General features: G+C 36.8%; 28 protein-coding genes and 2 tRNA genes. 4 read left to right on the top strand and 26 right to left on the bottom strand.

Annotated features, from left to right (window positions below; all coding sequences use genetic code 11):
• Positions 1–66: 66 nt before the first annotated feature.
• The 12 genes from ACFSUL_RS04735 to cpaB form a co-directional block, all read right to left on the bottom strand.
• Entirely contained in the window at positions 67–759 is a 693-nt protein-coding gene (locus tag ACFSUL_RS04735; RefSeq protein ID WP_377933173.1) for a hypothetical protein, read from the bottom strand.
• 9 nt (positions 760–768) lie between these two features.
• Positions 769–1,002: a hypothetical protein gene (locus tag ACFSUL_RS04730; protein WP_377933171.1), complete on the bottom strand. Its 234-nt coding sequence runs from the start codon at positions 1,000–1,002 to the stop codon at positions 769–771.
• 1 nt (position 1,003) lies between these two features.
• Positions 1,004–1,213: a hypothetical protein gene (locus ACFSUL_RS04725; protein ID WP_377933169.1), complete on the bottom strand. Its 210-nt coding sequence runs from the start codon at positions 1,211–1,213 to the stop codon at positions 1,004–1,006.
• Between the two features lie 397 nt (positions 1,214–1,610).
• Positions 1,611–2,420 carry a hypothetical protein gene (locus ACFSUL_RS04720; protein ID WP_377933167.1) on the bottom strand — a complete coding sequence of 270 codons (810 nt, stop codon included), beginning with the start codon at positions 2,418–2,420 and terminating at the stop codon, positions 1,611–1,613.
• Positions 2,421–2,495: 75 nt separating this feature from the next.
• The gene (locus ACFSUL_RS04715) at positions 2,496–3,815 is read right to left on the bottom strand and encodes a hypothetical protein (protein ID WP_377933165.1); all 1,320 of its coding nucleotides are present in this window, start codon (positions 3,813–3,815) and stop codon (positions 2,496–2,498) included.
• A gap of 44 nt (positions 3,816–3,859) precedes the next feature.
• Positions 3,860–5,251 (bottom strand): VWA domain-containing protein, encoded by a 1,392-nt coding sequence (locus ACFSUL_RS04710; protein ID WP_377933163.1) that lies wholly within the window; start codon positions 5,249–5,251, stop codon positions 3,860–3,862.
• Positions 5,252–5,288: 37 nt separating this feature from the next.
• A complete protein-coding gene (locus ACFSUL_RS04705; RefSeq protein WP_377933161.1) occupies positions 5,289–5,519 on the bottom strand; it encodes a hypothetical protein in 231 nt (76 codons plus the stop codon).
• Between the two features lie 25 nt (positions 5,520–5,544).
• Positions 5,545–6,483, bottom strand: a complete 939-nt coding sequence (locus ACFSUL_RS04700; RefSeq protein WP_071413762.1) for a type II secretion system F family protein — start codon at positions 6,481–6,483, stop codon at positions 5,545–5,547.
• 3 nt (positions 6,484–6,486) lie between these two features.
• Positions 6,487–7,416 (bottom strand): type II secretion system F family protein, encoded by a 930-nt coding sequence (locus ACFSUL_RS04695; RefSeq protein WP_377933159.1) that lies wholly within the window; start codon positions 7,414–7,416, stop codon positions 6,487–6,489.
• The gene (locus ACFSUL_RS04690) at positions 7,388–8,764 is read right to left on the bottom strand and encodes a CpaF family protein (protein ID WP_377933157.1); all 1,377 of its coding nucleotides are present in this window, start codon (positions 8,762–8,764) and stop codon (positions 7,388–7,390) included. Before ACFSUL_RS04690 ends, ACFSUL_RS04695 begins: the two co-directional genes overlap by 29 nt.
• Before the next feature lie 27 nt (positions 8,765–8,791).
• Entirely contained in the window at positions 8,792–9,940 is a 1,149-nt protein-coding gene (locus tag ACFSUL_RS04685) for an AAA family ATPase (protein ID WP_377933155.1), read from the bottom strand.
• 78 nt (positions 9,941–10,018) lie between these two features.
• The gene (gene cpaB / locus ACFSUL_RS04680) at positions 10,019–10,777 is read right to left on the bottom strand and encodes a Flp pilus assembly protein CpaB (protein WP_377933153.1); all 759 of its coding nucleotides are present in this window, start codon (positions 10,775–10,777) and stop codon (positions 10,019–10,021) included.
• Between the two features lie 742 nt (positions 10,778–11,519).
• On the opposite strand from cpaB, the gene ACFSUL_RS04675 reads away from it, so the two are divergent.
• Positions 11,520–12,566: a hypothetical protein gene (locus tag ACFSUL_RS04675; RefSeq protein ID WP_377933151.1), complete on the top strand. Its 1,047-nt coding sequence runs from the start codon at positions 11,520–11,522 to the stop codon at positions 12,564–12,566.
• A gap of 89 nt (positions 12,567–12,655) precedes the next feature.
• On the opposite strand, the gene ACFSUL_RS04670 is transcribed toward ACFSUL_RS04675, so the two are convergent.
• The 5 genes from ACFSUL_RS04670 to groES all read right to left on the bottom strand — a co-directional run bounded on the left by ACFSUL_RS04670 (position 12,656) and on the right by groES (position 17,491).
• A complete protein-coding gene (locus ACFSUL_RS04670; protein WP_377933202.1) occupies positions 12,656–13,348 on the bottom strand; it encodes a methyl-accepting chemotaxis protein in 693 nt (230 codons plus the stop codon).
• Between the two features lie 567 nt (positions 13,349–13,915).
• Entirely contained in the window at positions 13,916–14,626 is a 711-nt protein-coding gene (locus tag ACFSUL_RS04665; RefSeq protein ID WP_377933149.1) for a hypothetical protein, read from the bottom strand.
• Positions 14,627–14,674: 48 nt separating this feature from the next.
• On the bottom strand, positions 14,675–15,049 hold the full coding sequence (locus tag ACFSUL_RS04660; protein WP_071413769.1) for a hypothetical protein: 375 nt from the start codon (positions 15,047–15,049) through the stop codon (positions 14,675–14,677).
• A gap of 371 nt (positions 15,050–15,420) precedes the next feature.
• Positions 15,421–17,052 carry a chaperonin GroEL gene (gene groL, locus ACFSUL_RS04655; protein WP_071413770.1) on the bottom strand — a complete coding sequence of 544 codons (1,632 nt, stop codon included), beginning with the start codon at positions 17,050–17,052 and terminating at the stop codon, positions 15,421–15,423.
• Between the two features lie 151 nt (positions 17,053–17,203).
• Positions 17,204–17,491, bottom strand: a complete 288-nt coding sequence (gene groES / locus ACFSUL_RS04650; RefSeq protein ID WP_071413771.1) for a co-chaperone GroES — start codon at positions 17,489–17,491, stop codon at positions 17,204–17,206.
• A 411-nt stretch (positions 17,492–17,902) separates the two neighbouring features.
• On the opposite strand from groES, the gene ACFSUL_RS04645 reads away from it, so the two are divergent.
• Together ACFSUL_RS04645 and ACFSUL_RS04640 are read left to right on the top strand one after the other, a co-directional pair.
• On the top strand, positions 17,903–18,643 hold the full coding sequence (locus ACFSUL_RS04645; RefSeq protein WP_377933146.1) for a CPBP family intramembrane glutamic endopeptidase: 741 nt from the start codon (positions 17,903–17,905) through the stop codon (positions 18,641–18,643).
• Positions 18,640–18,846: a YdiK family protein gene (locus ACFSUL_RS04640; RefSeq protein ID WP_071413773.1), complete on the top strand. Its 207-nt coding sequence runs from the start codon at positions 18,640–18,642 to the stop codon at positions 18,844–18,846. Before ACFSUL_RS04645 ends, ACFSUL_RS04640 begins: the two co-directional genes overlap by 4 nt.
• 16 nt (positions 18,847–18,862) lie before the next feature.
• Here the strand turns inward: ACFSUL_RS04640 and tatC are convergent, their stop codons facing one another.
• From tatC to ACFSUL_RS04625, 3 genes are read right to left on the bottom strand one after another with little or no spacing between them, the layout of a single operon-like run.
• Positions 18,863–19,630 (bottom strand): twin-arginine translocase subunit TatC, encoded by a 768-nt coding sequence (gene tatC, locus ACFSUL_RS04635; protein ID WP_377933144.1) that lies wholly within the window; start codon positions 19,628–19,630, stop codon positions 18,863–18,865.
• 15 nt (positions 19,631–19,645) lie between these two features.
• Entirely contained in the window at positions 19,646–19,822 is a 177-nt protein-coding gene (locus ACFSUL_RS04630; RefSeq protein ID WP_071413775.1) for a twin-arginine translocase TatA/TatE family subunit, read from the bottom strand.
• Positions 19,823–19,870: 48 nt separating this feature from the next.
• Positions 19,871–20,548 (bottom strand): redox-sensing transcriptional repressor Rex, encoded by a 678-nt coding sequence (locus tag ACFSUL_RS04625; RefSeq protein WP_071413776.1) that lies wholly within the window; start codon positions 20,546–20,548, stop codon positions 19,871–19,873.
• Positions 20,549–20,895: 347 nt separating this feature from the next.
• Between ACFSUL_RS04625 and ACFSUL_RS04620 the strand changes: the two genes are divergently transcribed.
• Positions 20,896–22,830 (top strand): ABC-F family ATP-binding cassette domain-containing protein, encoded by a 1,935-nt coding sequence (locus tag ACFSUL_RS04620; protein ID WP_377933141.1) that lies wholly within the window; start codon positions 20,896–20,898, stop codon positions 22,828–22,830.
• A 458-nt stretch (positions 22,831–23,288) separates the two neighbouring features.
• Here ACFSUL_RS04620 and tsaD read toward each other — a convergent pair whose 3' ends face one another.
• From tsaD to ACFSUL_RS04590, 6 genes are all read right to left on the bottom strand, one after another.
• Complete coding sequence (tsaD, locus tag ACFSUL_RS04615; protein ID WP_377933139.1) at positions 23,289–24,311, bottom strand: tRNA (adenosine(37)-N6)-threonylcarbamoyltransferase complex transferase subunit TsaD; 1,023 nt, start codon at positions 24,309–24,311, stop codon at positions 23,289–23,291.
• On the bottom strand, positions 24,308–24,766 hold the full coding sequence (rimI, locus tag ACFSUL_RS04610) for a ribosomal protein S18-alanine N-acetyltransferase (RefSeq protein WP_377933137.1): 459 nt from the start codon (positions 24,764–24,766) through the stop codon (positions 24,308–24,310). Before rimI ends, tsaD begins: the two co-directional genes overlap by 4 nt.
• A gap of 5 nt (positions 24,767–24,771) precedes the next feature.
• A complete protein-coding gene (gene tsaB, locus ACFSUL_RS04605; protein WP_377933135.1) occupies positions 24,772–25,464 on the bottom strand; it encodes a tRNA (adenosine(37)-N6)-threonylcarbamoyltransferase complex dimerization subunit type 1 TsaB in 693 nt (230 codons plus the stop codon).
• Positions 25,461–25,916 carry a tRNA (adenosine(37)-N6)-threonylcarbamoyltransferase complex ATPase subunit type 1 TsaE gene (gene tsaE, locus ACFSUL_RS04600; protein WP_377933133.1) on the bottom strand — a complete coding sequence of 152 codons (456 nt, stop codon included), beginning with the start codon at positions 25,914–25,916 and terminating at the stop codon, positions 25,461–25,463. Before tsaE ends, tsaB begins: the two co-directional genes overlap by 4 nt.
• 216 nt (positions 25,917–26,132) lie before the next feature.
• Positions 26,133–26,209 (bottom strand) — tRNA-Asp (locus ACFSUL_RS04595).
• Between the two features lie 44 nt (positions 26,210–26,253).
• Positions 26,254–26,327: transfer RNA gene (locus ACFSUL_RS04590), tRNA-Met, on the bottom strand.
• Positions 26,328–26,437: the final 110 nt, after the last annotated feature.

Below are 26,437 nucleotides of genomic sequence, written 5' to 3'. Positions count from 1 at the left end.
TCCTTTCTAAATCTATTTATTTTTCTCTCAAGACTACAAAAGTAGGTTGTCTTCCCCACTTGCCAACTATGTAAGTTTCCTAAGCCCTTCTCTCCACTTCAACGTGCTTGTCGTTAAAAGCACAATAAATAATGGATAGAACAACATATTTGTTAAAATTTGAACTCCTGCTAACGCAGCATAAGAACTAGTAATATTTAAAATAAAGGAATTAACTATAATTCCTATCACCATTTCAACTGTTCCCCACAAGGAGATTAATAGAATAATTTTAATAAAATGCTTTTTAAATAATAATCGTGCTTCTTTAATAGATTTCCAGACTGATTTATTATCGATGATGGAAATAATAGGAGCTGTTATAAATAAAGAAAGAATAATAATTCCTGGAACAACAAAAAAGGAAAAACCGATAATAATTAATATACTTATCAGGCAAGAAAACACAAAAATCGGAAACCCTTGAACTACAAATGTATACAAGGCATTCTTCAAAGAACCTTCTCGCCCTTCAAGCTCATTGAATGTATATTTTACAAATGGAATTTGAGCATATAGAAAGAACAAAATCGTGAAGAGAGCGTAATAGATATCTGCTACAGAATAGATGGTTCCAACATTGGGAGTAATCGCATAAGTATAGTTTGTTATGATAGAGTGCAGAATCAACAATGGTAGTTGAACGCAAAGAACAATAATAAGAAGCTTTTCAAACCTTTCCGCAATAAAGGAAAAGGTGTATTTTAATGGTTTATCCATGATTTCACCTCAGGGTTTTGGGTAACGTAGATCTTGTTTGTACCTAGGAAGTTTTACTAATCCTTTTTCATAATACGACTGCTTTAATTGTTCCACTTGCTTTTCTATAGGCAAATGAGAGGTTGTTTTTAGATCTTCAAAATCCTTCATTGACCTTTCCATGTCTTTTGTTCCACTCAGAAATTCTGTCAGGAAAATTTCATTATCTTTAGGAATTAATGACAAGATTTTTGTCTTCTCCATTTCATTTTTTCACCAGTTTTAAATCTTGAACGTTTTCTACAAGCTTATGGCCTTGTAGATATTGAATTCTATCTAGATGTACAAGAGCTTCAATTAAACGTTCATACTTCTTATCGTCTATCCTGTTTATCTTGCATATATGGTGATCATAATGATGAGAATATTCTTTAATTAGTTCCTTTAATTCTTTTTGTATATCCCCAAACTCCACTAAAATCTCTCTACCTTTCGAGAGATAAATATTGTGATTATCATTTTGTAAATAATCTGCTATGTAATTGGCAGGAGTATAGAAACAATCTTCACTAATCTTTGCCCTTTGTTCCCCTATTGAAAAAAATTTATTAGAAAAAGCAGTGAAGAGTATTAGTTTCTCAAAGGCTTTTAATGCATCAACATTAGAATAATCTCCAGCAGATACAACCGATTAGCCTTTTACTTTGGATTTTTTTGTAAATGGATAAGTAATACAAAGTGCCATTAACCTCATAGCCGAAAGGATTAATGAATACATTCTCAAACCATTTCTTGTACTTTTCAGCATTCCTTCATAAAGTTTTTGAATCCATTATATTCCCACTCCAAAATCAGCTATATACCTTTGTATCTTATAGCTTCGGGTAGCGCAAATTCCTTTTATGACGATCGAGATTATTTCTTCCAGCCTTTTTAAATTCCTCAACTAAAATTTTAATCTGTTCTTCCACTGGTAGATGAGCGATTTTTTTCTCGATGTCTAAAGCCTTTATACTTTGTTTCGTTTCTTTCGTTCCATTCAATAATTCTTTTAATACAATCTGTTGATCACGTGAAAGTTGTTGATCAATTTTTTGTTTCTTCATTTCCCTTTCCATGCCCTTTAAATCTTCAAATGAATCTAAAAATACTTTACCCTGTAGGTATTGAAGGCGGTTTAGATGGGATAGCGTTTCAAGAATGGATTCATATTCTCGTTCATCAATTCTATTGGTTTTTAAAATATGTTCATCATAATGATTAGAGTAATCTCTAATATATTTTTGTAAATCTTTTAGTATATCTCCAAGCTCAATTAAAGTGTTTTTTCCTTTCAAAAGAAATTTATTCTTCTCGGTACTGCTCTGTAAAAAATGATTTATCTTGTCGGCTATTTCAAAAAAATAGTCCGGTGATAGTTTCATTTTTGTTTCTTCACCTTCAAAAAAATTATTCGCAAAGACTGTATACAGTACTAAGGTTTCAAATGCCTTTATAGCATCCTTACTAGAGTAAAATCCTTCTGATATTACAGAGTACCCTTTTACATTTGAATTTCTTTTATAGATAACTATATAGTAATCAACTCCATTAACTTCATAACTAAATGGGTTAATAAGGACAGAATTTTCTAACCACTTTTTATACTTATTTGCTTTCTTGGACAATGCCTTTACATCCATATAAAACCGTCCTTTTTTCTAAATTCAAGGATAAAAAGGGGGAGTACCCCCCTTTTATTACGTATCTAGCTTATATTACTTCCCAAACCAACCTTTAATCTTATTCCAACCTTTTTTTATTGCTTTTTTCGAATTACCAACTGGATCTTTAGCAAATTTCTTAATTCCATTCCAATTATCAGCTACTAATTTTGTAAGCTTCGATGCCCCCCAAACAGCTGCTCCGCCGGCAATCATTATAGCACCAGCCGCTTGACCACCTGGAACAGCTGCTGTAATAACTCCGGCATTCATTAAAAGGTCACCAAAATTGCCAGTTGCCTCTGCTACCGCAGAAACCTTCTCATTCCCAGCAGCGTTTGAATTTAATACTTCATATGCCTTTGCACCATTAAACCCCAACTCGACGGCTGAGTACCCAGCTCCTAAGGCTGCTGTTGCTACATTAAGCTTTGAGATAGTTCCAACTTTTGTTAAACCAGACAACGCATCGCTGGCATTGTCTGCAACTTCTGCGGCTCCTCTTACTCCACCCGCTGCTCTAGAAGCATCTCTAAAATCCTTAAGTATTTTATAATCCTTTACCGCTCCTACAGCATCAATTGACTTTAATGCAAAATCATGCGCACCCGAAACCCCATTAACAAACCCCGGCGTTTTCTCTCCTAAACCTACCTTTACCCCATTTAGTAATAGGGTGGAATAGAAAGTTCCCCCAGGCTTATATCCATTAGGATTATTCTCAAAATCAAACTTCATATACCCATCAATCATATTCACTTGCCCACCAATAACATCATTTGAAATGTACTTGGCCACTTCAAACCCCATAGGCAATTTAATATCAGTCGGGTTTCCTTCAAAGTCTTCTGGAGAGTAGTTATAGCTATATGCTAAGGGTGAGTATGGAGGAAATGGTGAGTTTAAAAATGGATTTTCACTCCAGTAATCACCGGAAAATGAACTCCCGTTTGTTCCATTACCTGTAAAATCATTACCATTGGTTCCACTTCCGCTAAATGGATTTCCAGTCGTTCCGTTTCCACTGAACCCATTTGGACTCCAGCCATTATTTAACCAAGGGTCCATATACCAAGGTGCATTCGACCAATCATACCCGCTCCAATCCTGTCCTTGGATACCATTCCCCTCTGTACCGTTTCCATCCCAATCATTTCCCTCTGTTGTAGAACCTTCCCACGGCTTGCCTTCCCATGAGTCCCCTTTCCACTCAAGGTCAGCACCATCCCACGGACTACCTTCCCACTTATCTCCGGACCAAGGATTTCCTGTCCAAGGTTGTATGGTAGCTAGTACTGGAACAGAAAATGATTGGAAAAGAACGATGATTAGAGCTGCAATAACCAAACCTTTTTTCAGTAGTTTTTCTATCATCGTTCTTTCCCTTTCTATTATTCAACCTCTTTACCTATCGATAATTATGTTTGAGTATTAGTGTTGTATTTTTCGTTGATTTGTCTTTTTAACTCTTCAATTTTTGTATCATTTACTGAGTTCAAATCCTTTAGTATTTCTTCCCTCGAATTCTCTATTAGTTGTTCCATTTGATTAGCCTTATCTTTTAAATGGTCTGCCTGTTCAAAGGTTAACTTTCCTTGTTCTCTGAAAATGGTAATTAAATAACTAATATTTAACGATTGCCCATCCGCTATGTAGTTCCAGTCATTTGAAAAGCCCAAAATATCAAAACTGTTATCAATTTCTTCGGCTTCTGCGTCGCTTAGAGCGTCACCTTTCCAACTTTCCCATCTTTCAAGGATTTCTTGTGCTCTTTCAAATTCATTCTTTAGTTGTTCTCCATTTGAAACGGTTGTGTAAATTCCCTTTGCACTTTCGGCTACTTTTTGCAATTGTACTTGGGCTTCTGAATCTACATTAAATCCTATAACATTGATAATTGGTGATATGTTAGAAGTCGCAAATGACTTCGCAACTTCCACTGGGTCCCCATTACATGTCTCAATCCCGTCGCTCACTAAATAGATAAGGTTTGTATTTGTTTCTTTGTTATAGTCCTTAAATTCCTTCATCGATTCTTTTAGCGCACCTGCAATCGGTGTCCATCCACTAGGTTGAAATTGATTAAGTGCTTGATTGAAGCTTTCTTGGTTGTATTTTTTAAAACCGTACACTTGCTCAGTGCTCGAGCAAGACATCGCCTTATCTGAGTCGTCCCCTGTTCCTTTATGCCCATATACTCTCAAAGAAATATTTGCTTCCTCTGGAACATTGGATACAAATTCATTGATAGCTTCTTTAGCTAACTCCATTTGTGTTTTCCCATCAATTTGAAACCCCATACTTCCACTAGAATCTAAAATAATTTCAATATTGTAGTTATCTTTAAATTGATACTTTGAATCCGGCAAATCGGGGTTTCCATACATAGAAAACTCCCATTTGTTCACTATGTCTTCAGGATTAGGGAAATCTGTTGCAGCCAATGAATAGATATATTGAAAGTATTTGTTGTACTCATCTTCTGTTGCATTCTTAGGCAGTGAAGGTAAGTTCTTTATTTTTTCAATAATCTCTTGTTCATTTTCATCTGTTAATACATCTTCGTTTGCGTATTCTCCCGGTAATTGCTGAACTAACCCCATCGTATCTTCCGGAAGATTAGGTAGATTTTCAAAAGCCTTATTATCAACTAAGGATGTTTTATCGTTTACTTTATCCTTTTCCTGTTTTCCTAATTCCTCTTCCTCGTTTACCTGTTCTTTTGATTTAGTTGTTTCCCCTGTATCACTACAACCTACTAACAACAATGAAAATACGATAAAAATTAGTAAATAGAATTTTTTTTTCATTCTTCGCTACTACCTCCAAACATTATTCAAGAGTGGCTTAGCCCTCTCCACCTCCACCAATTTGTTCGATCATGCCTTTAATCTTCTTCAAGACAGCCTTACCAAGTGTATCATCGTTAGCAAAAGCAGTAGAAATCAGTCCAACAACAATAACAACAACAGCCGCAATTCCAATCCACTCTAACGTCTGTGATCCTCTTTCATTCTTGATCATCCCTTGAATCTTCATAGAACTCTTCACATACATTTCATTTAATTTTTTCATCATTTTCATTTCCTCCTAAAATAGTTCTTTATTTTAACAAGTCAAAAAGACTGTTTTCCCCATAAATAAGATTAAGTATCATAAGTCCAGCAATCATTAAGATTGATACTGGTGCGACGACAAAGGTTGTAACCAGTGTCACTTTTGGCGACGCTTTTGCGGCAAGTTCTTTCACTTGCTCTTCTCGGAATTGCCTCATGTCCTCTGCCTGCACTTTAAAAGTAGTCGCAATAGGCACCCCAAGTTTTAACCCTTGAAGCAAAGCTTTTATTAAACTTTGAAACTCTGGATTATCATTTCTCTCTAGTAAATTTCGATAAGCAGTTTCTCTTTGGACACCTAGATCAATTTCATAGTTGAATCGAGAGAATTCCTCTCTAAGTGGGCCGTCAAAGAAGCGGATTACCTCCCTTAAGGCTTGATCTAGACTGACACCAGCTTGAAGGCTGGTACTTATCGTGTCTAGGAAGTCGGGCAATTCATGCCTTAATGCTTCTTGCCTTTTCTTTGCTTGCTGTTTTACCACAATGATTGGTAGAAAATAACCAATGAGTGGATTAAAGATAATTGCATATTGTGAGAATGGCAGACCAATGATAAAGGAAAGCATCCCAGCGAAAAAACCAACAACAGCAAAGAAAATCTTCAATCCTTGAAACCTTTCCACTGTTAATTGATACGGATTCCCTGACTTTCGAAGCCAATTACTAACATCGTGATTTTCACTAAAAAAGTTAATTCGTTGTCCTAAGTCTGCAAATTCATCTGCATATTTCGTTAATTTCTGTACAATTTCTGCTTTCCGGTTTTTCTTTTTCGCTTTTTTCTCAAATGCGTCAATCTCCGTGACATCCGATATATGACCAAGTAGCATTCTTTTTTCTTTTATGTATACGGAGTAATGACGAAGTGCGAGGACAAAGGTAAACAAAAAGATAATAACCGCGAGAATAATTAATGCATCCATACATTACACCTTTATATTTGTGATTTTTCTAATTAAAAAGAACGATAAAACAATTCCGCCTAAAAATAATACAAGTATGACCATACCTGGCCCAGTCCAAAGAGAATCGGTAAATCCCTCCATAATGTTATTCATCATCAGCAGAATGAATATCGGAAGTGCCGGAACAATGAGAGAGATGTATCGCTGTTCGGATGTCATCGTTTTAATCGTTTGATTGAGCACCTTCCTGTCTTCCAACGTATTGGACATAGTATCCAATGTTGTGGCCAAATTACCACCCGTTTTCTTCTGAATTAGGATTGTCGCAATAAAGAGTTGAAATTCTCGTGATTTATTTCGCTTTTGAACGGACCGTAGTGCAGTCTCAAGCGGGACACCTAATTTCAATTCGTTTGCGATTCGCTTAAATTCATCTCCTGCAGGTGCGGAAACTTCTCTAGCAACCATTTCAATCCCCTGATTAATCGTTAAACCAGACCTTGCTGAGTTTCCTAGCAATCTACAAATATCTGCTAGCTGATTGTTGAAACGTTCCTCATATTTATTTTTCCGCATAAAGAACAGTAAATAATGGGATGCCAATAACAATAGTGGCGAGATTAGCAATGTAATATTAGCTGGAACTTTAAAAATATTGGATAACAATACAAATAAAAGCAGAAAACCTAGCAAATGAATCCCAATATACTCAGAAGGAAGCAAAGCAATATTCGCATTCTGCAGTTTATTACTTAATGGTTTAGCAGAGTTCGATTCATCAAAACGATCTCCAAGCACGCTTATGGCACTTTTCCTTTTTTCTTCGGGATACCACTTCTGGATTTTTTGTTTCCATTCACGTTTTTGCGTTCGATAGCCTAATAGGTAATAGAGTCCCCATAATAAAAGAAGTACCGCTAGGCTATACAGAATAGATACGCTTATGGTCAACGTTCGCTCCCTCCTTTGGCTCGAAAAGGTCATCATTCAAATTAATTCCATACATTTTCAGCTTTTCAAGACATCGAGGGCGAATCCCTGTTGCTGTAAACATTCCAAGTACTTCTCCCTTTTCCCCAAGACCTGTACGTTGGAATTTAAAAATATCCTGAACTTGTATTTTACTTTCATGGTCCACGTACACTTCTGAGATATTCATTAATTTCCTGGTACCATCGGTTAACCTTTCTACTTGAACAATAAAGTCAAGTGCCCCGACAATATACTCTCGGATAATATGGGTTGGTAAATCCATTCCTGCCATTACAACCATCCCTTCGACACGACTGATCGCGTCACTCGGAGTATTCGCATGGACCGTTGTGAGAGAACCTTCATGCCCTGTATTCATCGCTTGCAACATATCAAATGCCTCAGCACCTCGGACCTCTCCAACAATAATACGGTCGGGTCTCATACGAAGAGCATTTTTTACAAGCTGCCTAATGCTAATTTCTCCTTTCCCTTCCACGTTTGATGGTCTAGCTTCCATTCCAACAACACTTGATCTATTGAGCCTTAATTCAGCGGAATCTTCAATCGTAATAACCCGTTCCCGTAGTGGAATCGCCTTCGCCACTGCGTTCAAAAAAGTCGTTTTCCCACTACCGGTTCCTCCTGAAACAAGAATATTCGTTTTCGCTTCCACGATAGCTTGTAAAAATTCGGACATCTCCTCGGTAAGCGTGCTATAGCTAATAAGGTCATCCATTTCAAAAGGTGTTTTTCGAAACTTCCTTATCGAAATGAGCGTTCCGTTTAAGCTAATAGGAGGGATAACCGCATTCACACGACTACCATCAGGAAGCCTGGCATCCACCATCGGGGAGCTTTCATCAATTCTTCTTCCAAGCGGTGCAACAACTCGGTCGATAATATGCCTTACGTGCTCTTCGTCTTTAAACGTGACATCCGACTTTTGCAGTTGGCCTCTTTTTTCAATAAAAACTTCCTTTGGGCCATTAACGAGGATTTCTGTAATATCGTCATCCTTCAATAGGGCCTCCAAAGGACCGAAACCAACACTCTCATCTATTAAGCGTGATAGCATCGAATCTCGTTCATGCCTTGGAATAACCACTTTCTCCTCGGACATAAATTGATTGATTAACCTTTCAATAGATAGCCTTCTCTCACCATCAGACAGGTTGGTTAATTGCTCTAAATTCGTCTCCGTCAGTAACCTTGTCTTATAGTGCTCAACAAGCTCATCAATATATGGATTTGATGTAGAAACGCTGCTTTCAAAATAGGTTTCTTGTTCCACCTTTTTCTCTGCTTTTTTTTGAAATAACGACATGGGATCACTCCCTTCTTTTTTTGGTTACTATTTCAACATCGACGTAACCCATTTTTGAATATCCTTCGCAGGAGGAATTAACTTCTTCTCTTTCGTTTCTTTCCTTAACGGCATCCCTTGATTGACAGCCGCTTGAACCCCTTTTATATCCCTTCGGACTTCTACTGACACTGGAAAATGGATAAATCGCTCCAAGTCCTTTTTCGTTAGTTCATTTTCTCGACCTTTAAAATTAATGATGAGCTCGAGCCTATCTTCCGTTTGTAATCCAAGTCTTTTAAACAATTCCTCTACATGCTTGAGTACGCGAATAGCAGGCGTATCCATTGTCATGACATAATAAATACGGTCCGACTCTTCCAAAACAGTAAATGTCTGTTCATCCATCCCGGATGGTAAATCAACAATAATAAAGTCATAGCTTCTTTTGCATGCCCGCAAGAGACGAATAATAAATTCCTCATTAATGCTCTCCGCCATTTCTGCGTCACGCGGACTGACTAGAAGTTCGAGTTTAGAATGTTCTTCTTTCTCGGAAACATTCCGGATATGATGTTCGTTAAGCTCGTTGATAACCGGTTTTAAATCAACTAAAGAACGATTACTTTCAATCCCTAAATATGTCTCTGCCCCACCATATTGAAAGTTAAAATCGATATGTATAACTTGTGCAGTAGATTCTAGTTTTAGCGTTTGGGCAAAAGAAGTACTGAGAAACGTCTTGCCTGTTCCGCCCTTTCCACTATAAAAAGCAAATATTTGCCCTTTCCCTTTTTTATAATTTCCAGAAGAAACAGCTGTTTCCATCTTGGACTGACGGTCTTGCCATAGAAAGTCAATTCTCTTCTCTAACGTTTCCATTTCATTCGGTGCGACAAGAAAGTCCTCTGCACCAGCACGCGTCACTTCCCGTAAAAGAGAAAAGTCTTGTTCATTATGAACATATAAAACAGATACATTAGGAAACTCGTTTTTCATCTCTCGAATGATGGAGGTTGTCGAAATGTTGTCCTCCACTGTATACAGAATGATCATCGTTGGCTCATATTTTCGAAGCTCTGTAGACCACTGCTCTGCTGGAATAAAAGTTAACTCATAGGAATTCAATGTCCCGGTGATAGTCTTATATAGTTCATTTTTCTCGCCAATGAGAAAAAGTTGATTTTCTTTACTCATACATTACCTCCGTGTTTCTCTTTGGACCGTTATTCACTGAGTCGCATACTTGGCCGATCCGCTTCTTCTAGAAACTTACTATTGCTGCTTTTTCTGCTCTTCTTTTGGTTTCGTTTCTTTTTCTGCTGGCTTATTTTCTTGTTCTTTCTTTTCCTGCTCTTTTACTTGCTCCTTTTCGTCCCTCGCTGGAGCCTTTTCTTCCTTAGTAGCTGCTTCTTGTTCTTCTTTTTTACCGACATTTGCTTTTACAATTCGCAAACTATCGGAATAATTTTGCATATGTATTAGTTCCGGTGCCTTTTCTAGTGGGACTTCTAGTTGTACACCTTGAAAATCATCGTCCTTTTTAGCAACTCGTGCGACTTTTACATCCTTCATGAAAATAGAAGTTTCTTCTTTGCCACTAAAACGATGGGAAACAATAACATCTACCCGATCCAATGCTTCCAATGGTTCATCAAAGAAAACTCGCTCTGACTTCATCAATGTAATGAGCCGGTTATTCTCCTCCACTACCGAAGCAGCTTGCTTTAAAATATTCTTGGTTATTACATCACCGGAAGATAACGGTACTACCGACACCTTATTCACTAGCTCTTTCGCATCTGTAATATGGTAATCTTTTAAAAATTTCTTCGGTATTTCCTCCGTTTTAATATTCTCGGGCGTAATAAGCATACGCGACGATATCTCCTTACTTGCTACATAAATCTGCACAGATGTTCCTAAGTTCGTATTCAGTGCCTGCACCTTCTTTAGCACTAAAAACCCTGCAGTTAATGCCAAAAGTACCGATAAAACAATAAATATAATAGCCTTCCTTTTTGACTCCAGCATCTATTGGTCCTTCCCTTCTTTCCTTTGCTTTACATACGAATAGTGAAACCTCGAGGGGTTAATCACTAAAACTAGACACGTAAAACATATAAAGATGATGTTAGTATGATCTGAAAATGATTCGATTGTAATAAATTGAAAGAGCCTGTTTTGTACATCCTTCTTCTTAAATCTCCGTTTTCACACATTATTCATACTTTATTTCTATATATTTACTATCATCGGAAAATAATTTCGTCAATCGCGCTCAGAACATGTCGAATTTTGTCTGTTAAATTGTACCTATGATGGGAATTTATTTGTGTCTATTTATGGGTATTTGAGAATGGTTAATATGATTTGTTTTTGATTGCATATAAAATTAATAGTGGTAAATTCGAGGAAATGTTACAAATATTAAATTTGGTAAGTCTTTTGGCTCAATTTATGTACCAACCCCTTTTCCCCTAACCTTTTTCTATATAGATAGGCTACAAATGACTTATAAAAAACGAAAAAGAAAATATCATTTGTCATGGTTGACTAAGTACAATTCTTCATTTTCACTGGAAAACATAGGTACAGAATAACGAGGAAATAATCACTTCCGTAAAGGTGTGGTCATTTCCATTATCTTGATTTTATTCCTAGTTATAATGACTTTTGGTGTTGAGAACGAATGAAAGTATTATTCCCCTTATTTCATAATGAAGTTGGTAATGTTACTATTAATCATAGTTATTAACTTGCAAGGTGGTACTATATGTTCTCCTATTTTTTTAAAAAAAGCCATATAAAAACCTCTAGTATGGCGATTGTGATGGCGTTTGGCATTACGGTACAGGGGGTAATATTGAATTGTTTTGGTGAGGATTTTTTCTATGGGAACTATGGAAAGCTTCTATCGTGGATTACGTTACTTTTATGGGGTTATTTTTCTTTCTCTTTTTTTATTTCTGGCTTTAATATAAGGAAGTTTAAACAGCTTCATTATACTAACCCGGTTAATCGATTTGGGATTGGAACATGGGTTGCAGGAACTTCTCTTTGTGGAATACTACTATACGAACAATTAGTAAAATGGGAGTATGTTGCTATTATTATTTCCTATTTAAATTTATTTCTTTGGTTTGTTTTTATCATCATTGCGTTAAAAGGATTTATTGAAATACATAAAACAAATCAATTTCCAAAAGTTCACGGTATCCTCCTTTTAACAACGGTAAGCACCCAATCAATCGTTATATTATTTAATACTATTTATCATCAGGTTCCTGCCCTGTTCGATATTGCACTAATTTCATTTGGTATATGCCTGTATCTCATAAGTCTTTTCTTTATTATCAAACGTTATTGCCGTCATACTTGGACGATTGAAAACGATTGGAATAATACAAATTGCATCCTGCATGGAGCAATTTCCATAACAGGCCTAGCATGTATTGTTTCAGATGCTGTTAGTCAGACTGTTATTTTATTTATATGGTTCTGCACAGTCACCATACTGCTATTCGTTGAGGTGGTAGAAGGCTATCGATTAATAACGCGGATTAAACTTTACGGGGTGAAGAAGGCAATATTTACTTACAATGTTACACAATGGAGCAGGGTTTTTACCTTTTCGATGTTTTATACTTTTTTTACCCTTATTGATACCCACTCCATCGTGATCACGACTATTCAACATTTTGTAAAAAGAACATGCATATGGATTATCTTCTCTCTTGTATTTTTTGAACTTATAATTTATTTCTATTCTGTTTATGAAAATCGTAAAAGTGTAACAGTTAAGCTTGAGGAAGTGTCTTGATTAAAGAAAAAAGGCTAGTCAATCGTCCTTGTGAACGATTGACTAGCCTTTTAGGTTTAAGCCAGCAACTACTATGGGATTGAATATCTTTATACCGCTATACTTCCCCCCTCTTCAACACCCTTATCCACTTGATTTTCCTCTGTTTTAACAGCATGGTTCGATGCAAACAATAATTTATCTACACCGTCTTTTAGCTCCACGAGATTTTTTGCTTCCTGCACTAGTTCTTGCATTGTATCTAGTTGGTCATCGCTAATTCCTACTAGTTCCTCAAACATTTCAACAGACTCCTGAGAGATAAACGTTATCTCTTTAATCGTTGCCATAATCTGTTGAGAACTAGAAGATAATTCTTCTGTCGCTGCGGAAGAATTTGTATTGTTTTCCGCAATCACCTTTGTAGTAGATAAAATCTTTTCAAACATGGTTCCAACTTCTTCTATGTTCTTATTTGTTTCTTCTAATTCTACTGTCCCCTGCTCCATTGATTTTACAACCACTTCTGTTTCTCCTTGGATACTCTTCACAATAGTTGACACTTCAGAGGAGGACTGCCTAGATTGTTCAGCTAATTTTCGAACTTCATCAGCGACGACCGCAAACCCCTTACCATGTTCACCAGCACGGGCAGCTTCTATTGCGGCATTTAAAGCTAGTAAATTAATTTGTTCTGAAATATCTGTAATCACTTTTACAATGGTACCGATCTCGTGTGATTTTTCTCCTAATTTATTTATAGCATTATGGGTTGTATTCACTGTTTGATTAAACTGATTCATTTTATCCACAGAATCTTTTAATCTCTCGTTTCCTTCTTCCGTCAATTCTAATGTTGTAATCGATTGATCGGAAATTTGAGTAGATCTCTCCGATAGCTCTTCGATAGCTTTTGTCATTTCTTCCATAGAAGCAGAGCTTTCTTTAGTAGCTACTAATTGCTTCTTTAAGCCTCTTCCTACCTCATCCATTGCTGCTCTTACAATATCGGCTTTCTCAGAAGCGTACTCACCGCTTTCTGTTAGATGTTCCCCTTTGTTATGTACGTTTTGTATAAATAGAAGAACATTCTCCCTTACATGATTAAAAAACTCAACTAGTTGATTAAATATAGAATGCTCCGAACTTCTTTCTTCAATCTTACTATCGAAATTACCCTTTGATAGCTCTTTCATTCCATTTATCGTTTCATTACTCATATGAGGATGATGTTTCAACGCAAAATACCTGTAAGCAAAATACACCGTTGTTCCAATTAAAATAATAATAATACCTAACATAATAGCTTCCATAATAAAATTCCTACTCCTACTTCTACTAATTATTTAATTAAATCCAATTTCAGTACATTAAAGTTCTTTTATAATAATATATGTTCCATCCGCTATGTTTAAAGGAATACTATTTAACTTATTATTATCCTGATAGGTATGAACAATAAAATTTCCTTCTATATCTTTATATTTCTGCATACCATAGTATTTTCCCATTACCCGAATGGACTTATTATTTGTTGCTTCAGCTAAAATGACCTTCTTACCTTGTGAAGATGCCTTTGTTATCAGTTTATTCCCTAATTGTTGAATAACTTCGTGACGATCATGCTCGGCTGTCACACCCAACATGAATATATGTAATAACTCTCCGTCTATTAATTCCTTTCCATTTCGTTGTTTATAATCTTCCATAAAACGTTTATCGACATCTTCTAAAACACGCAAGATTACATTCATATCATAAAAAGACCCTTCAAATATATCCTCCCCAATAATCTCTGGTGCATTTGTATCTCCGGCAAGTACACCAACAACATTATTGTCAGCATCTTTAGCAACTGCACAATATCCTTGATCTACTGTCGAGTCCAAATAATCCTTGGTAAATTGATAAAAGTCTTCATAAGCTAGATTTAGCTGCCCTACCATCGGCTCCTGTATCCAATTTCCATTAACATCAATTCCAACAAACGAACGTGTTAGACAATCAGCTGCTTTATGAATTAAATCTGTTTGTTCCATTGTTAAAATTTCATAAGTATATAACGCTTCTGTTGCTTGCATTTGTTGACTTCCTTTCAAACGATAAAATATAGGTTTCCTTATTAAAGTTTAATGCACGTTAGAATGAGGAACATTATCCACCAATGAACCAGTGAACTGAATTCTTTCTAACACATTTCTAATTTGCACTTGAGCAATCTTGGATGAAGGTTTTACTACAAAAACCTCCTTAAAGCCTAGGCCAGAATAAAATTGCATCGTTTCCTCTAACTGCGGTACGACTTTTGATGGGACCGGCGTTTGATGAGTTGCATCAACAACAAACACATAGTCCCTTCTTGATACTTTATTAATCGTTTCCTGTAAATCGGCTAAATAACTTGCCGCATCTCCCTCTCTAATTAACCCATGCACCTGCACACGTACTTCCTGCTTAGCTTCCACAATTTCCATTTTGTATTTCTTTTTATCTACGACTATCATGTCTACTCTCCCTTCTTTCTCTTAGATGCATACTATTCTTTAAGTACACTAAGAGAATTTTAACCTTACAGTATTAATAATCAGACTAAGGAACCAATAAATAAGACCTACGCCATTATATTCCAGTAACTCGACCAAAACAAGTGATAGCCCTTGAGTCACCCCATTTGAGACTGCCTGTAACACTGAAAACTACTTCCCCATTCGCACCTAATTCAAGAAAATGTTTTTTATATTAGTCTTGTATCTCCATTTTATATAACCATAAAAAAGAGGCTTCTCAAAAGTTTACTCAACTTATGAAAGCCTCTTTTTGCTATTTATGATGAGATTTAAATCAGGCATTCATGATTTAAAGGCTTAAAAGCCTATTACATCATGCCGCCCATTCCACCCATGCCGCCCATATCAGGCATTGCAGGAGCGCCGCCTTCTTCTGGAATGTCTGCAACTACTGCTTCTGTAGTTAAGAACATTGCTGCAACACTTGCTGCGTTTTGAAGTGCGGAACGAGTAACTTTTGTAGGGTCTACGATACCAGAATCGATCATGTTTACCCAGTCGCCAGATGCTGCGTTGAACCCAACACCAACCTCTTCTTTTTTCAAACGTTCTACAATGATAGAACCTTCAAGCCCTGCATTGTGAGCGATTTGACGAATTGGCTCTTCAAGTGCACGAAGTACGATGTTAATACCAGTAGCAACATCACCTTCTGCTGTGATAGAAGATACTTTGTTGTATACGTTTACTAGAGCTGTACCACCACCAGCAACGATACCTTCTTCTACTGCTGCACGAGTAGAGTTTAATGCATCTTCAATGCGTAGTTTACGTTCTTTTAATTCTGTTTCCGTAGCTGCACCAACTTTAACTACTGCAACGCCACCAGCAAGTTTTGCTAGACGCTCTTGTAGTTTTTCGCTATCGAATTCAGAAGTTGTTTCTTCTAATTGAGCACGAATTTGGTTTACACGAGCTGCGATTTGATCCGCTTCTCCTGAACCTTCTACAACCGTTGTGCTTTCTTTTGTTACCACAACTTTTGCAGCACGACCTAGTTGGTCAATATTCGTAGATTTTAGATCTAATCCAAGATCTTCTGTAATTACTCCTCCACCAGTTAGAATCGCTAAGTCTTCTAACATTGCTTTGCGGCGGTCACCGAATCCAGGTGCTTTAACAGCTACAACATTGAAAGTACCGCGAAGTTTATTTAATACTAATGTAGCAAGCGCTTCGCCTTCAACGTCTTCAGCAACAATTAATAGTGGTTTACCTTGTTGAACAACTTGTTCAAGAACAGGTAGGATTTCTTGGATATTACCAATTTTCTTATCTGTAATTAAGATATATGGATTTTCAAGAACAGCTTCCATTTTATCTGAATCTGTTACCATATATGGAGAAGCATAGCCACGGTCGAATTGCATACCTTCTACTACATCAAGCTCTGTAGTGAAGCCTTTAGACTCTTCGATTGTGATAACGCCGTCGTTACCAACGCGTTCCATTGCTTCTGCAATCAATTGACCTACTTCTTCGTCAGCTGCAGAGATTGATGCAACTTGAGCAATAGACTCTTTACCTTCAATTGGTTTAGAGATTGTTTTTAACTCTTCAATAGCTGTAAGAACTGCTTTTTCGATACCTTTACGTACGCCGACAGGGTTAGCACCTGCAGTTACGTTTTTAAGTCCTTCACGAATCATTGCTTGTGCAAGAACAGTTGCAGTTGTTGTACCGTCACCAGCAATTTCATTTGTTTTGCTAGCTACTTCTGCTACTAGTTTTGCACCCATGTTTTCAAATGCATCTTCTAGTTCGATTTCTTTTGCAATTGTTACACCATCATTTGTAATTAATGGTGAACCAAATTTCTTTTCAAGAACAACGTTACGTCCTTTAGGTCCTAGAGTTACTTTTACTGCATCTGCTAATTGATCTACACCACGAAGCATGGAACGACGAGCTTCTTCGCTGAATTTAATTTCTTTAGCCATTTCAAAGTCCTCCTCTTATTATCAATTCATTCCGGATTAACTGTCGGTAGCCCTTATTCTTCGAACACCGCCAGTAAACGCCCAATTGGTTCAACTAACCATCAGTGGAAAAACCTCACTGATGGAAGTTTCACTTTATCCAAAGCTATTATTACTCACCAACAACAGCTAAAATATCGCTATCGCGAAGAATTAAGTATTCAGTGCCTTGGTATTTCACTTCTGTACCAGAGTATTTAGAGAAGATGATTCGATCGCCGACAGACACTTCAAGAGCTACGCGCTCACCGCTGTCTAGAACGCGACCTGAACCTACAGCAATAACTTTACCTTCTTGTGGTTTTTCCTTTGCTGAATCGGGTAACACAATACCGCTCGCTGTTTTTTCTTCTAATTCTACTAGCTCGATAACGACGCGATCACCTAGTGGTTTTAACAAGTGAAACAACCTCCTCGAAATTATGTAAGATTTTCTTATTAGCACTCTTTATCTGTGAGTGCTAACACAATTATTATAATAATTAATTCGCTTTCATTTTGCAAGGGGGCTGCTCAAAAAATATTCGTCAAAATCTCCTTTTTTTCGCACTATTCTATATTACCTTCCCTACTCTATTCTTATACTTCATTGCTGGGACCTTATATTTGAACGTGCCGATGTTTACTAGTAGAATTGAAAGGTAGTTTGTCCTGCATTAACTGGATGTAATCCCCACCTCAGGACTTAAAGGCATCAAAGAAGTATTAGTGGGAGATAACTACCAGTAAAACCACTGATTGTTAGTTGAACTGTATAAGGTATTCTAAAAGAATAGACTTTAATATCTAGTCGTTTAAAGGAGATATAAAATTGAAAAAACACTATGGCTACATACTGATTGCCTACGTAGTAATGCAACTTTCTAGCATTGTTGGCGTACCGCTTCTATATAAAATAGGTGTGGATGTCCTTGCTCAGCCTGAAGAACAGGTGAAAGCAGTTGTGCCAGGCTATTGGCTTGTTATTAGTTTTACAGCGACACTTCTGATCGTTGGGATGATTTTACGTAAAGACGATAGAACGACAAAGTTAGATCGTTCTGCCCCATTAAATGCTTTCAACTCTTTCATCTGGGCAATTCTAGGTGTATTTATGGCTTTCTTTGCCCAATCCCTCGCTATTAGAATTGAACAGGCACTAGGTATTGAAATGGGCTCTCAAAATACAAAGAATATTATCGGCATTATTGAACAAGTGCCGCTTATGATGATGGTTGCTGCTATTATTGGACCGATTTTAGAGGAAATTGTTTTCCGGAAAATTATTTTCGGTTCACTATATGAAAAGCTAAACTTCTTTTTATCTGGTCTCATTAGCTCTGTTATTTTTGCGCTAGCTCACTTTGAACCTGAACATGTCCTTTTATATTCTGCAATGGGCTTTACCTTTGCTTTTCTATACGTGAAAACAAAGCGGATTATTGTTCCAATTTGTGCTCATGTTGCAATGAATTCCATGGTTGTTCTTATTCAAAGTATTTTCAAAGATGATTTAGAAGACATGATAAAAGAGGCAGAACAAATACAAGGATTTATAGGAGGATTACTATGAGAAGATCACCACTTTTTTCTGGAGTGATCTATCTCCTTCTTGGAGTACTTTTTACGTATATTGCCATTCAAACAGTGAATGACAGCGGATGGGGATTTTTCACTTATATGTTGATATTTTTAGCGACTCTTGATATTGGATCAGGATTTCGAATGATAGGTATCCATTTTAAAATTAAAAACGCAATGAATAATAAAAAATAGGGATTGATCATTTTGATCAATCCCTATTTTCATTTTCAACTTCTTCAATTTCACGTTTTTGTTCTGCTTCTAATACCTTTTTATATCCAATTTTGGAAATCCAGATACTCAATTCATAAAGTACAAATAACGGTACAGTAACCATTAAATGAGAAACAATATCTGGCGGAGTAATGAGCGCTGCAATAACAAAAAGCACAAAGTAAGCATAACGTCTCATTTTCCCCATAAACATTGGCGTAATAATCCCAAGTCTAGTCAAAAACAGCATTACAACAGGTAATTGAAATAAAAACCCAAACGGGACAGTTAGCTGAAAAAGAAAATGAAAGTATTCATTAATTCCAATCACTTGCTCAATTTCAAGCGTATCCGACAACCCCATCATAAACTCTACTACATATGGAAAAAGGATAAAATAAGCAAAAGATAGACCACCTAAGAAAAGTAAAAGTGAGATTGGAATGTAACTCAATGTCACTTTTCTTTCTTTTTCATATAAACCAGGACTAATAAAAGACCAAAGCTGAAAAAGAATAATTGGTGATGTCACAATAAGTGATATAAATATCATCATTTCCATATAAATTTTAAGTGGGTCTGTAATACGAAAAGCATTCATCGTCAATTCTTTTGCTTCATCTGCATGCTGTAAATATCTTATTAACGGTTCTGCTAGAAAGAAGCTAGCAATGAAAGCTAACAAGAAGAAAACGACTACAAACATGAGTCGTTTTCGTAATTCACCTATATGTTCATAAAGCGTCATGTCATTTTGACTCATGGCGTTCATCCTACTCTACTTAGCGTCTTTATTCTTATTGTCATCATCATCATCTGCTAAGCCTTTTGTTGCATTTTTAAATTCACGTAATGTATTTCCAGCTGCTTTCCCTAACTCTGGCAATTTTTTCGGGCCAAAGATGAGTAAAGCAACGATCGCTATTAAAATGAGGCTACCTGGACCTATTGGCATTATGTGACACCTCCTCTTTACTATCATAACTTATTACAAGTTATTTTTCTATTCCGTCACCGATTCATCTTGTGACATTTCCGTGTCTTCTTCTGTATAATGCTTTAAAAAATATACGAGTGACTGCAACTCAACTGCCAAGTCAATATGATGAATTCGTATGTGATTTGGTACACTTAATCGTGCAGGAGTAAAGTTTAACACTCCTTTTATATCGGATGAAACTAAACGATCGGTAATATTTTGTGCAGAAGTTGCTGGAACAGTTAGTATCGCTACTTCTATATTCTCCCCTTCGAGCCTTTCTTCTAGTTCGTCTAAGCTATAAACGGGGACATCCCCAATATCTGTGCCGACTTTCCCCGGATCAACATCAAATGCCATCTCTATTTTAGTATTATTATTCTTTATAAAATTATAATGAAGAAATGCCGTGCCTAAATTACCTACACCAATTAAAATAACCTTCGTTAAAGCATCTTGATCGAGTGTCTTGCGAAAAAAGGATAACAGATAATTAACATTGTATCCATACCCTTTCTTTCCTAACGCCCCAAAATAAGAAAAATCTCGGCGAATAGTAGCAGAATCTACCTTCACTGCTTCACTCAACTCTTTAGAAGACACCCTTTGCTTCCCAGAAGAGGATAGATTTTTTATAAAGCGATAATAAAGCGGCAAGCGCTTTGCCGTTGCTTGTGGAATTTTTGCTGTTTCTTGATTCATACCTTTTCCCCCACATCTATTAAACCAATTTCTATATGTTATCTATTAAACCACACTGTTAACGCTTCCAAAAGCAAATAATTCTTTTGCAAAGCTCGTACTACTTGAAAAGCGGAAGCGGCTTAAGCAGACTCAGACAAAACATAAGGCGAGCTTACCTTTTTAAGACGCTTGACTTATGACTTTGAGGCGCTTATCCACTGGAATTAGATATCTTTATCCTACACTATATTCTATACTATATCTGTCCTGATTAATAGTCATCCTAATTACTTCCTTTTCTTGAAAGATTGCTGTTTTCCTAAAAAATACGATAAACTATTAGTAAGAAACTGAGGTGAAACGTTATGATTCTTTTACAAGTGAATCAGGTAACAAAATTTTTTGGTCCAGAAATAATTCTATCTAATATAAAACTAGAGGTACAATCAAAGGATCGAGTTGCTCTTGTAGGGAGAAACGGAGCAGGAAAATCTACTTTATTAAAAATAATTGCTGGACACCTTTCCTATGACGAAGGGGAAATAATGAAGCCAAAAGATGTTTCCATTGGCTATCTTGAGCAACATTCAGGGTTGGAATCAAGCCTTTCTATTTGGGATGAGATGCTGACTGTATATGAAACGCTACGCAAACAAGAAAAGCAACTACGCCTTCTTGAACAAAAAATGGCTGACCCTGCTGTATACGAAAACAATGATGTTTACGAAAGGGTTTTAAAGGAATACGACGAACTTCAAGTCCTTTTCAAAGATTCAGGCGGTTATCAGTATGAAGCCGATATTCGTTCTGTTCTGCATGGCTTGAACTTTGCAAATTTTGATTATGAAACAAAGATTTCCACTCTTAGTGGAGGGCAAAAAACGAGGCTAGCACTCGGAAAACTATTATTAACGAAACCAGATATATTAATTTTGGATGAGCCTACTAATCATCTGGATATCGAAACTCTCTCATGGCTTGAAGGCTACTTGCAAGGATACCAAGGTGCTGTACTAATTGTCTCCCATGACCGATATTTCTTGGACAGTGTCGTAAATTCTGTCTATGAAGTTTCTCGAAATAAATCAAAGAAATTTCATGGTAATTATAGTCAATACTTAAAACAAAAGGCTGAAAACTATGAGAAAGACGTAAAATTATATGAAAGACAACAACAAGAAGTCGCTAAACTGGAGGATTTTATTCAGCGCAATATCGCTCGTGCTTCTACTACAAAAATGGCTCAAAGTCGAAGAAAAAAATTAGAACGCATGGAGATGATGGACAAACCATTAGGAGATGAAAAATCCGCAAATTTTTCTTTTCAAATTGAGCGACAAAGTGGGAATGATGTATTAAAAATCGCAAACCTATCGATAGGCTATACTCCAGAAGACGTTATCTCTCAAAATATATCTCTTCATGCCCAAAAAGGGGATAGCATTGCCCTTGTAGGGCCGAATGGGATTGGTAAGTCAACACTTCTTAAAACATTGGTAAACAAACTATCTCCTATTCAGGGAGAATTCCAATTCGGCTCTAATGTAGCGATTAGCTATTATGACCAAGAACAAGCAAATCTCTCATCAAATAAAACGGTACTAAATGAGCTCTGGGATGACTACCCAATGAAAAATGAGAAGGAAATACGTACTGTCCTAGGAAACTTCCTCTTTTCCGGTGAAGATGTGCTTAAACCAGTAACAGCACTTAGTGGAGGGGAAAAAGCTCGACTAGCACTTGCGAAATTAATGATGGAAAAAGCAAACCTCCTAATCCTTGACGAACCTACAAACCATCTTGATTTAGAAAGCAAAGAAGTACTCGAGGCTGCATTAATTGATTATCCAGGAACCATCCTATTCGTTTCCCATGATCGCTACTTTATCAATCGAATTGCAACGAAGGTAATAGAACTAGCAAAAGAAGGGACAACAGAATACCTTGGTGACTATGATTATTATCAGGAGAAACTTAGAGAAAAAGAAGAATTAGCCCAATTAGAAACAACTACAACTACTCCCAAGGTCTCTAGTGATAAGCAAAACCATCGGATTGATAAAGAAGCAAAAAAAATTGAACGGCAAAAAAGAAGAAGAGTAGAAGAAATAGAAAAATTAATGGAAGAGCTTGAAAACATCATTCAAACAAAAGAAGAAGAATTATGTGATCCAGAAATTTTCCAAGATCATGAGAAAGTCCAAGAGATCAATAATACGCTAGAAGCATCCAAAGAACAATTAGATGTACTTTTAGAAGAATGGACAGAATTAGAGGAATATTTACAGGAAGAGGCTTAATAAAGAGGCATATCCACAAGTGGTTAGAATACTTTTGGATTTGCCTTTTTTATATCCACAACTTTATCCACATATACCACCTTGTTATTATGTCATTTATATTAGTTTCCCACAATATCCACAAGAAAACATTAACTTATGCACATTACCTGTGAAAATTAATAGTTACTTTTTCACACCTTTTTCACAATATATTAAATGTTATACACAACTTATTCACAACCTGTGTATAAAACGTACGTTCTACTACCTTTTATTGTAAGAAAAGATCTGAATCCGTCTTCTACTCTCTAGAAATAATAGAAATTTGTTCCAAAACAATAGTTATCCACATTGTTAATTAGGAAAAGCCAAAGCAGCTGGACCTCGATACCGGAACTAGACACAAATGTAAAAACGTTTGTATAACACAAAAATGTACCTAGTGCTTATACAGTAAGCATCTAGGTACACTCTTCTTAATTATTCTGTTCAATGTCTAATCCCGGATTGGCATTCATTGAATAGTCACTTCTTTTTCCATTTTCAAAGAGAATAGTCCCTACCGCACCTATCATCGCCGCATTATCTGTACATAAGGCTAGCGGAGGAATAACAAGTTCTACTTCCTCTACTTGCTTGAAAGCCCTCTCTAGCTCACTACGTAATCCTTTATTAGCTGCTACTCCTCCAGCAAGTAACACTTGTTTTACGTTAAATTCCTTCGTTGCATTCAGCGTTTTCGTTACTAAAACATCTATTACGCTTTGTTGGAAACTCGCAGCCAAATTTTCTGGCTCAATGACATTTCCTTTTTGTTTCGCATTATGAAGCGTATTTATTACTGCCGATTTCAAACCACTAAAACTAAAATCATAGGAGCCTTCTTCAAGCCATGCTCTAGGAAGATCAATTGTTGGTTCCCCAATATGAGCAAGGCGATCAATATGTGGTCCTCCGGGATAAGGAAGATCCAATGTTCTCGCTACCTTATCATACGCTTCCCCAGCTGCATCATCCCGTGTTTCACCAATTACTTCAAACTTCCCGTGTTCCTTCATTAGAACCAATTCCGTATGTCCACCAGAAACAACTAAAGAAAGCAAAGGGAAGGACATTTCTTTTACCAATCGATTCGCGTAAATATGCCCTGCTATATGATGAACACCAATAAGCGGCTTATTATGTGCAAATGCAAGTGCCTTTGCCGCATTAACGCCTATAAGAAGTGCCCCAACTAAACCAGGGCCTTCCGTTACTGCAATACAATCAATGTCATTCATTGTCATCTCCGCTTCCTGAAGTGCCTCTTCTATTACCAATGTTATCTGTTCAACATGATGCCGAGAAGCAATTTCAGGAACAACACCACCAAATCGCTTATGACTTTCTATTTGAGACGCAACTATATTGGTCACAATTTCCGTTCCATTCTTAATAATAGCAACAGCCGTTTCATCACAACTCGTTTCCATACCTAACACATAAATATCTTTATTCATAAATTCACCCACATAACTAAAGCATCTTCTTGGTTATCAGAGTAATATCGCTTACGTATCCCACCATTTTGGAAGCCAAGCTTGCGATATAGCTGTTGAGCCGTTTCATTGCTTTTACGAACTTCAAGCGTCATTACCCTCGCTCCAAACTCAATAGATACTTCCATAATTTTTCTCATTAATAGCTCCCCCAAGCCTTGACCTCGATAGCTTGGAAGAACCGCAACATTAGTAATATGCGCTTCATCAATAACAAGCCAAACACCACAGTAACCGATCACTTTTCCCTCATCTTCTACTACAATATACGTGGAAAAGTGATTTTTCTCTATCTCATTAATAAATGCCTCTCTTTTCCACGGTACAGAAAATGATTTTTCTTCTACTTCCATAACATCATCCAGATCATCAATTGTCATAAATCGTATATCCATATTTACTTTTTCCTTTTTCATTTTTATCACTTCTTCTGTGCATCTAGCCATTTAGCTTCAGCCTCTGCTAATCGAATATAATTAGGGACAACTTCATGAGGATGAACCCCATCTAACGTCCGTCCATGAAAAGCAAGCTCAGAAGGACGGGGATTATGACTAACAAATGATGCAAACTGAGCCTGATCACCTAAATGTTCTTTTATCGTTTCTTGATGTAGACGAACATCATTACCTACAAATAGAACGTCTTTGTCGAACTTCTTTAAACTATCTAGCCAATCCGTCAAAAGAATATTACAGTCATCGTGTACTGGCTTCACTAACTCCTGATCAAATGAGTAAAGACCAGTATAAACTTGACCTCTTCTTGCATCAAAGATTGGACAAATATAGCCATTAAAATACCTTCCAGATGCTGCTAACGTCGCTAAACTCGAAACCGGTACAAGTGGAATATTCAAAGACCAAGCTAACGTTTTAGCAATCGTCACTCCTATCCTTACACCCGTGTAGGATCCAGGTCCATTCGCAACAACAATCTTTGTAAGGTCTTCAGGTTTTGTTTCACATTCCTTCATAAGCATTTCAATAGCAGGCATCACTCGTAGAGAATGATTTTTTTTAATATTGGTACAGTATTCCCCCAACACCCTTTCGCCATCAATGAGAGCAACACCAAGTGGATAATTGGAAGTATCAACGGCTAGAATTTTCACGATAACACATCCTTACATAACTTTTCATATCTTTCTCCATGCGGTTTAAGTAAAATTTTCCTTTCTGAATCTCCCTCTCGTAAAATAGACAGACCCAAAAATTGTTCTGGCAGCTGCTCTTCTATTAAATGAGCCCATTCCACCACCGTCACACCTTCTCCGTTAAAATATTCATCAAACCCTAAATCTTCCGCAGAATCATCTAGTCGATAAACATCCATATGGTATAAAGGTAATCTTCCTTTGTATTCCTTTATTATAGTAAACGTAGGACTGTTCACATTTCTCTTTATTCCTAGTCCTTTCGCTAACCCTTTTGTAAAAGTCGTTTTCCCAGCACCTAAATCTCCTTCTAATGTCAATACATCTCCTGGCATTAAATACTGCGCTAACTTATCAGCAAACAAATTTGTTTCTTCAGGGCTATATGTTATGATTTCAAACTGATTCATCGTAATCTCCTCAAATTTATAAGAGTATAAAAAAACCTTAGGATATGATAGCACCCTAAGGAATTAAGTCTATATGTAGTTTACCCGTTTCCCATCTAGGAGTAAAGTAAATGACAAAATTGCATATATGATTAAAAGCATAATTCTTTATTTAGATGCTTAGTTTTAAGCAAATAAAAAAACGAAACTAGGTTTCGTTTGCGTTTTACATATAAATGGCGGTCCGGACGGGACTCGAACCCGCGACCTCCTGCGTGACAGGCAGGCATTCTAACCAGCTGAACTACCGGACCAATAAAATGGTTTTCGCTAAAAGCATTTTAACGAAAACCTGGTATTGCGGGGGCAGGATTTGAACCTGCGACCTTCGGGTTATGAGCCCGACGAGCTACCAGACTGCTCCACCCCGCGACGATATAATATCTTCTATATTAAATATTTAAAATAATAATCGCCTGGCAACGTCCTACTCTCGCAGGGGGAGATCCCCCAACTACCATTGGCGCTGAAGAGCTTAACTT

The sequence above is a fragment of the Bacillus seohaeanensis genome, assembly GCF_042684945.1.
In the GTDB taxonomy this organism is placed as follows: Bacteria; Bacillota; Bacilli; order Bacillales; family Bacillaceae_B; genus Rossellomorea; species Rossellomorea seohaeanensis.
This window is presented reverse-complemented; position numbering and strand designations above follow the sequence as displayed.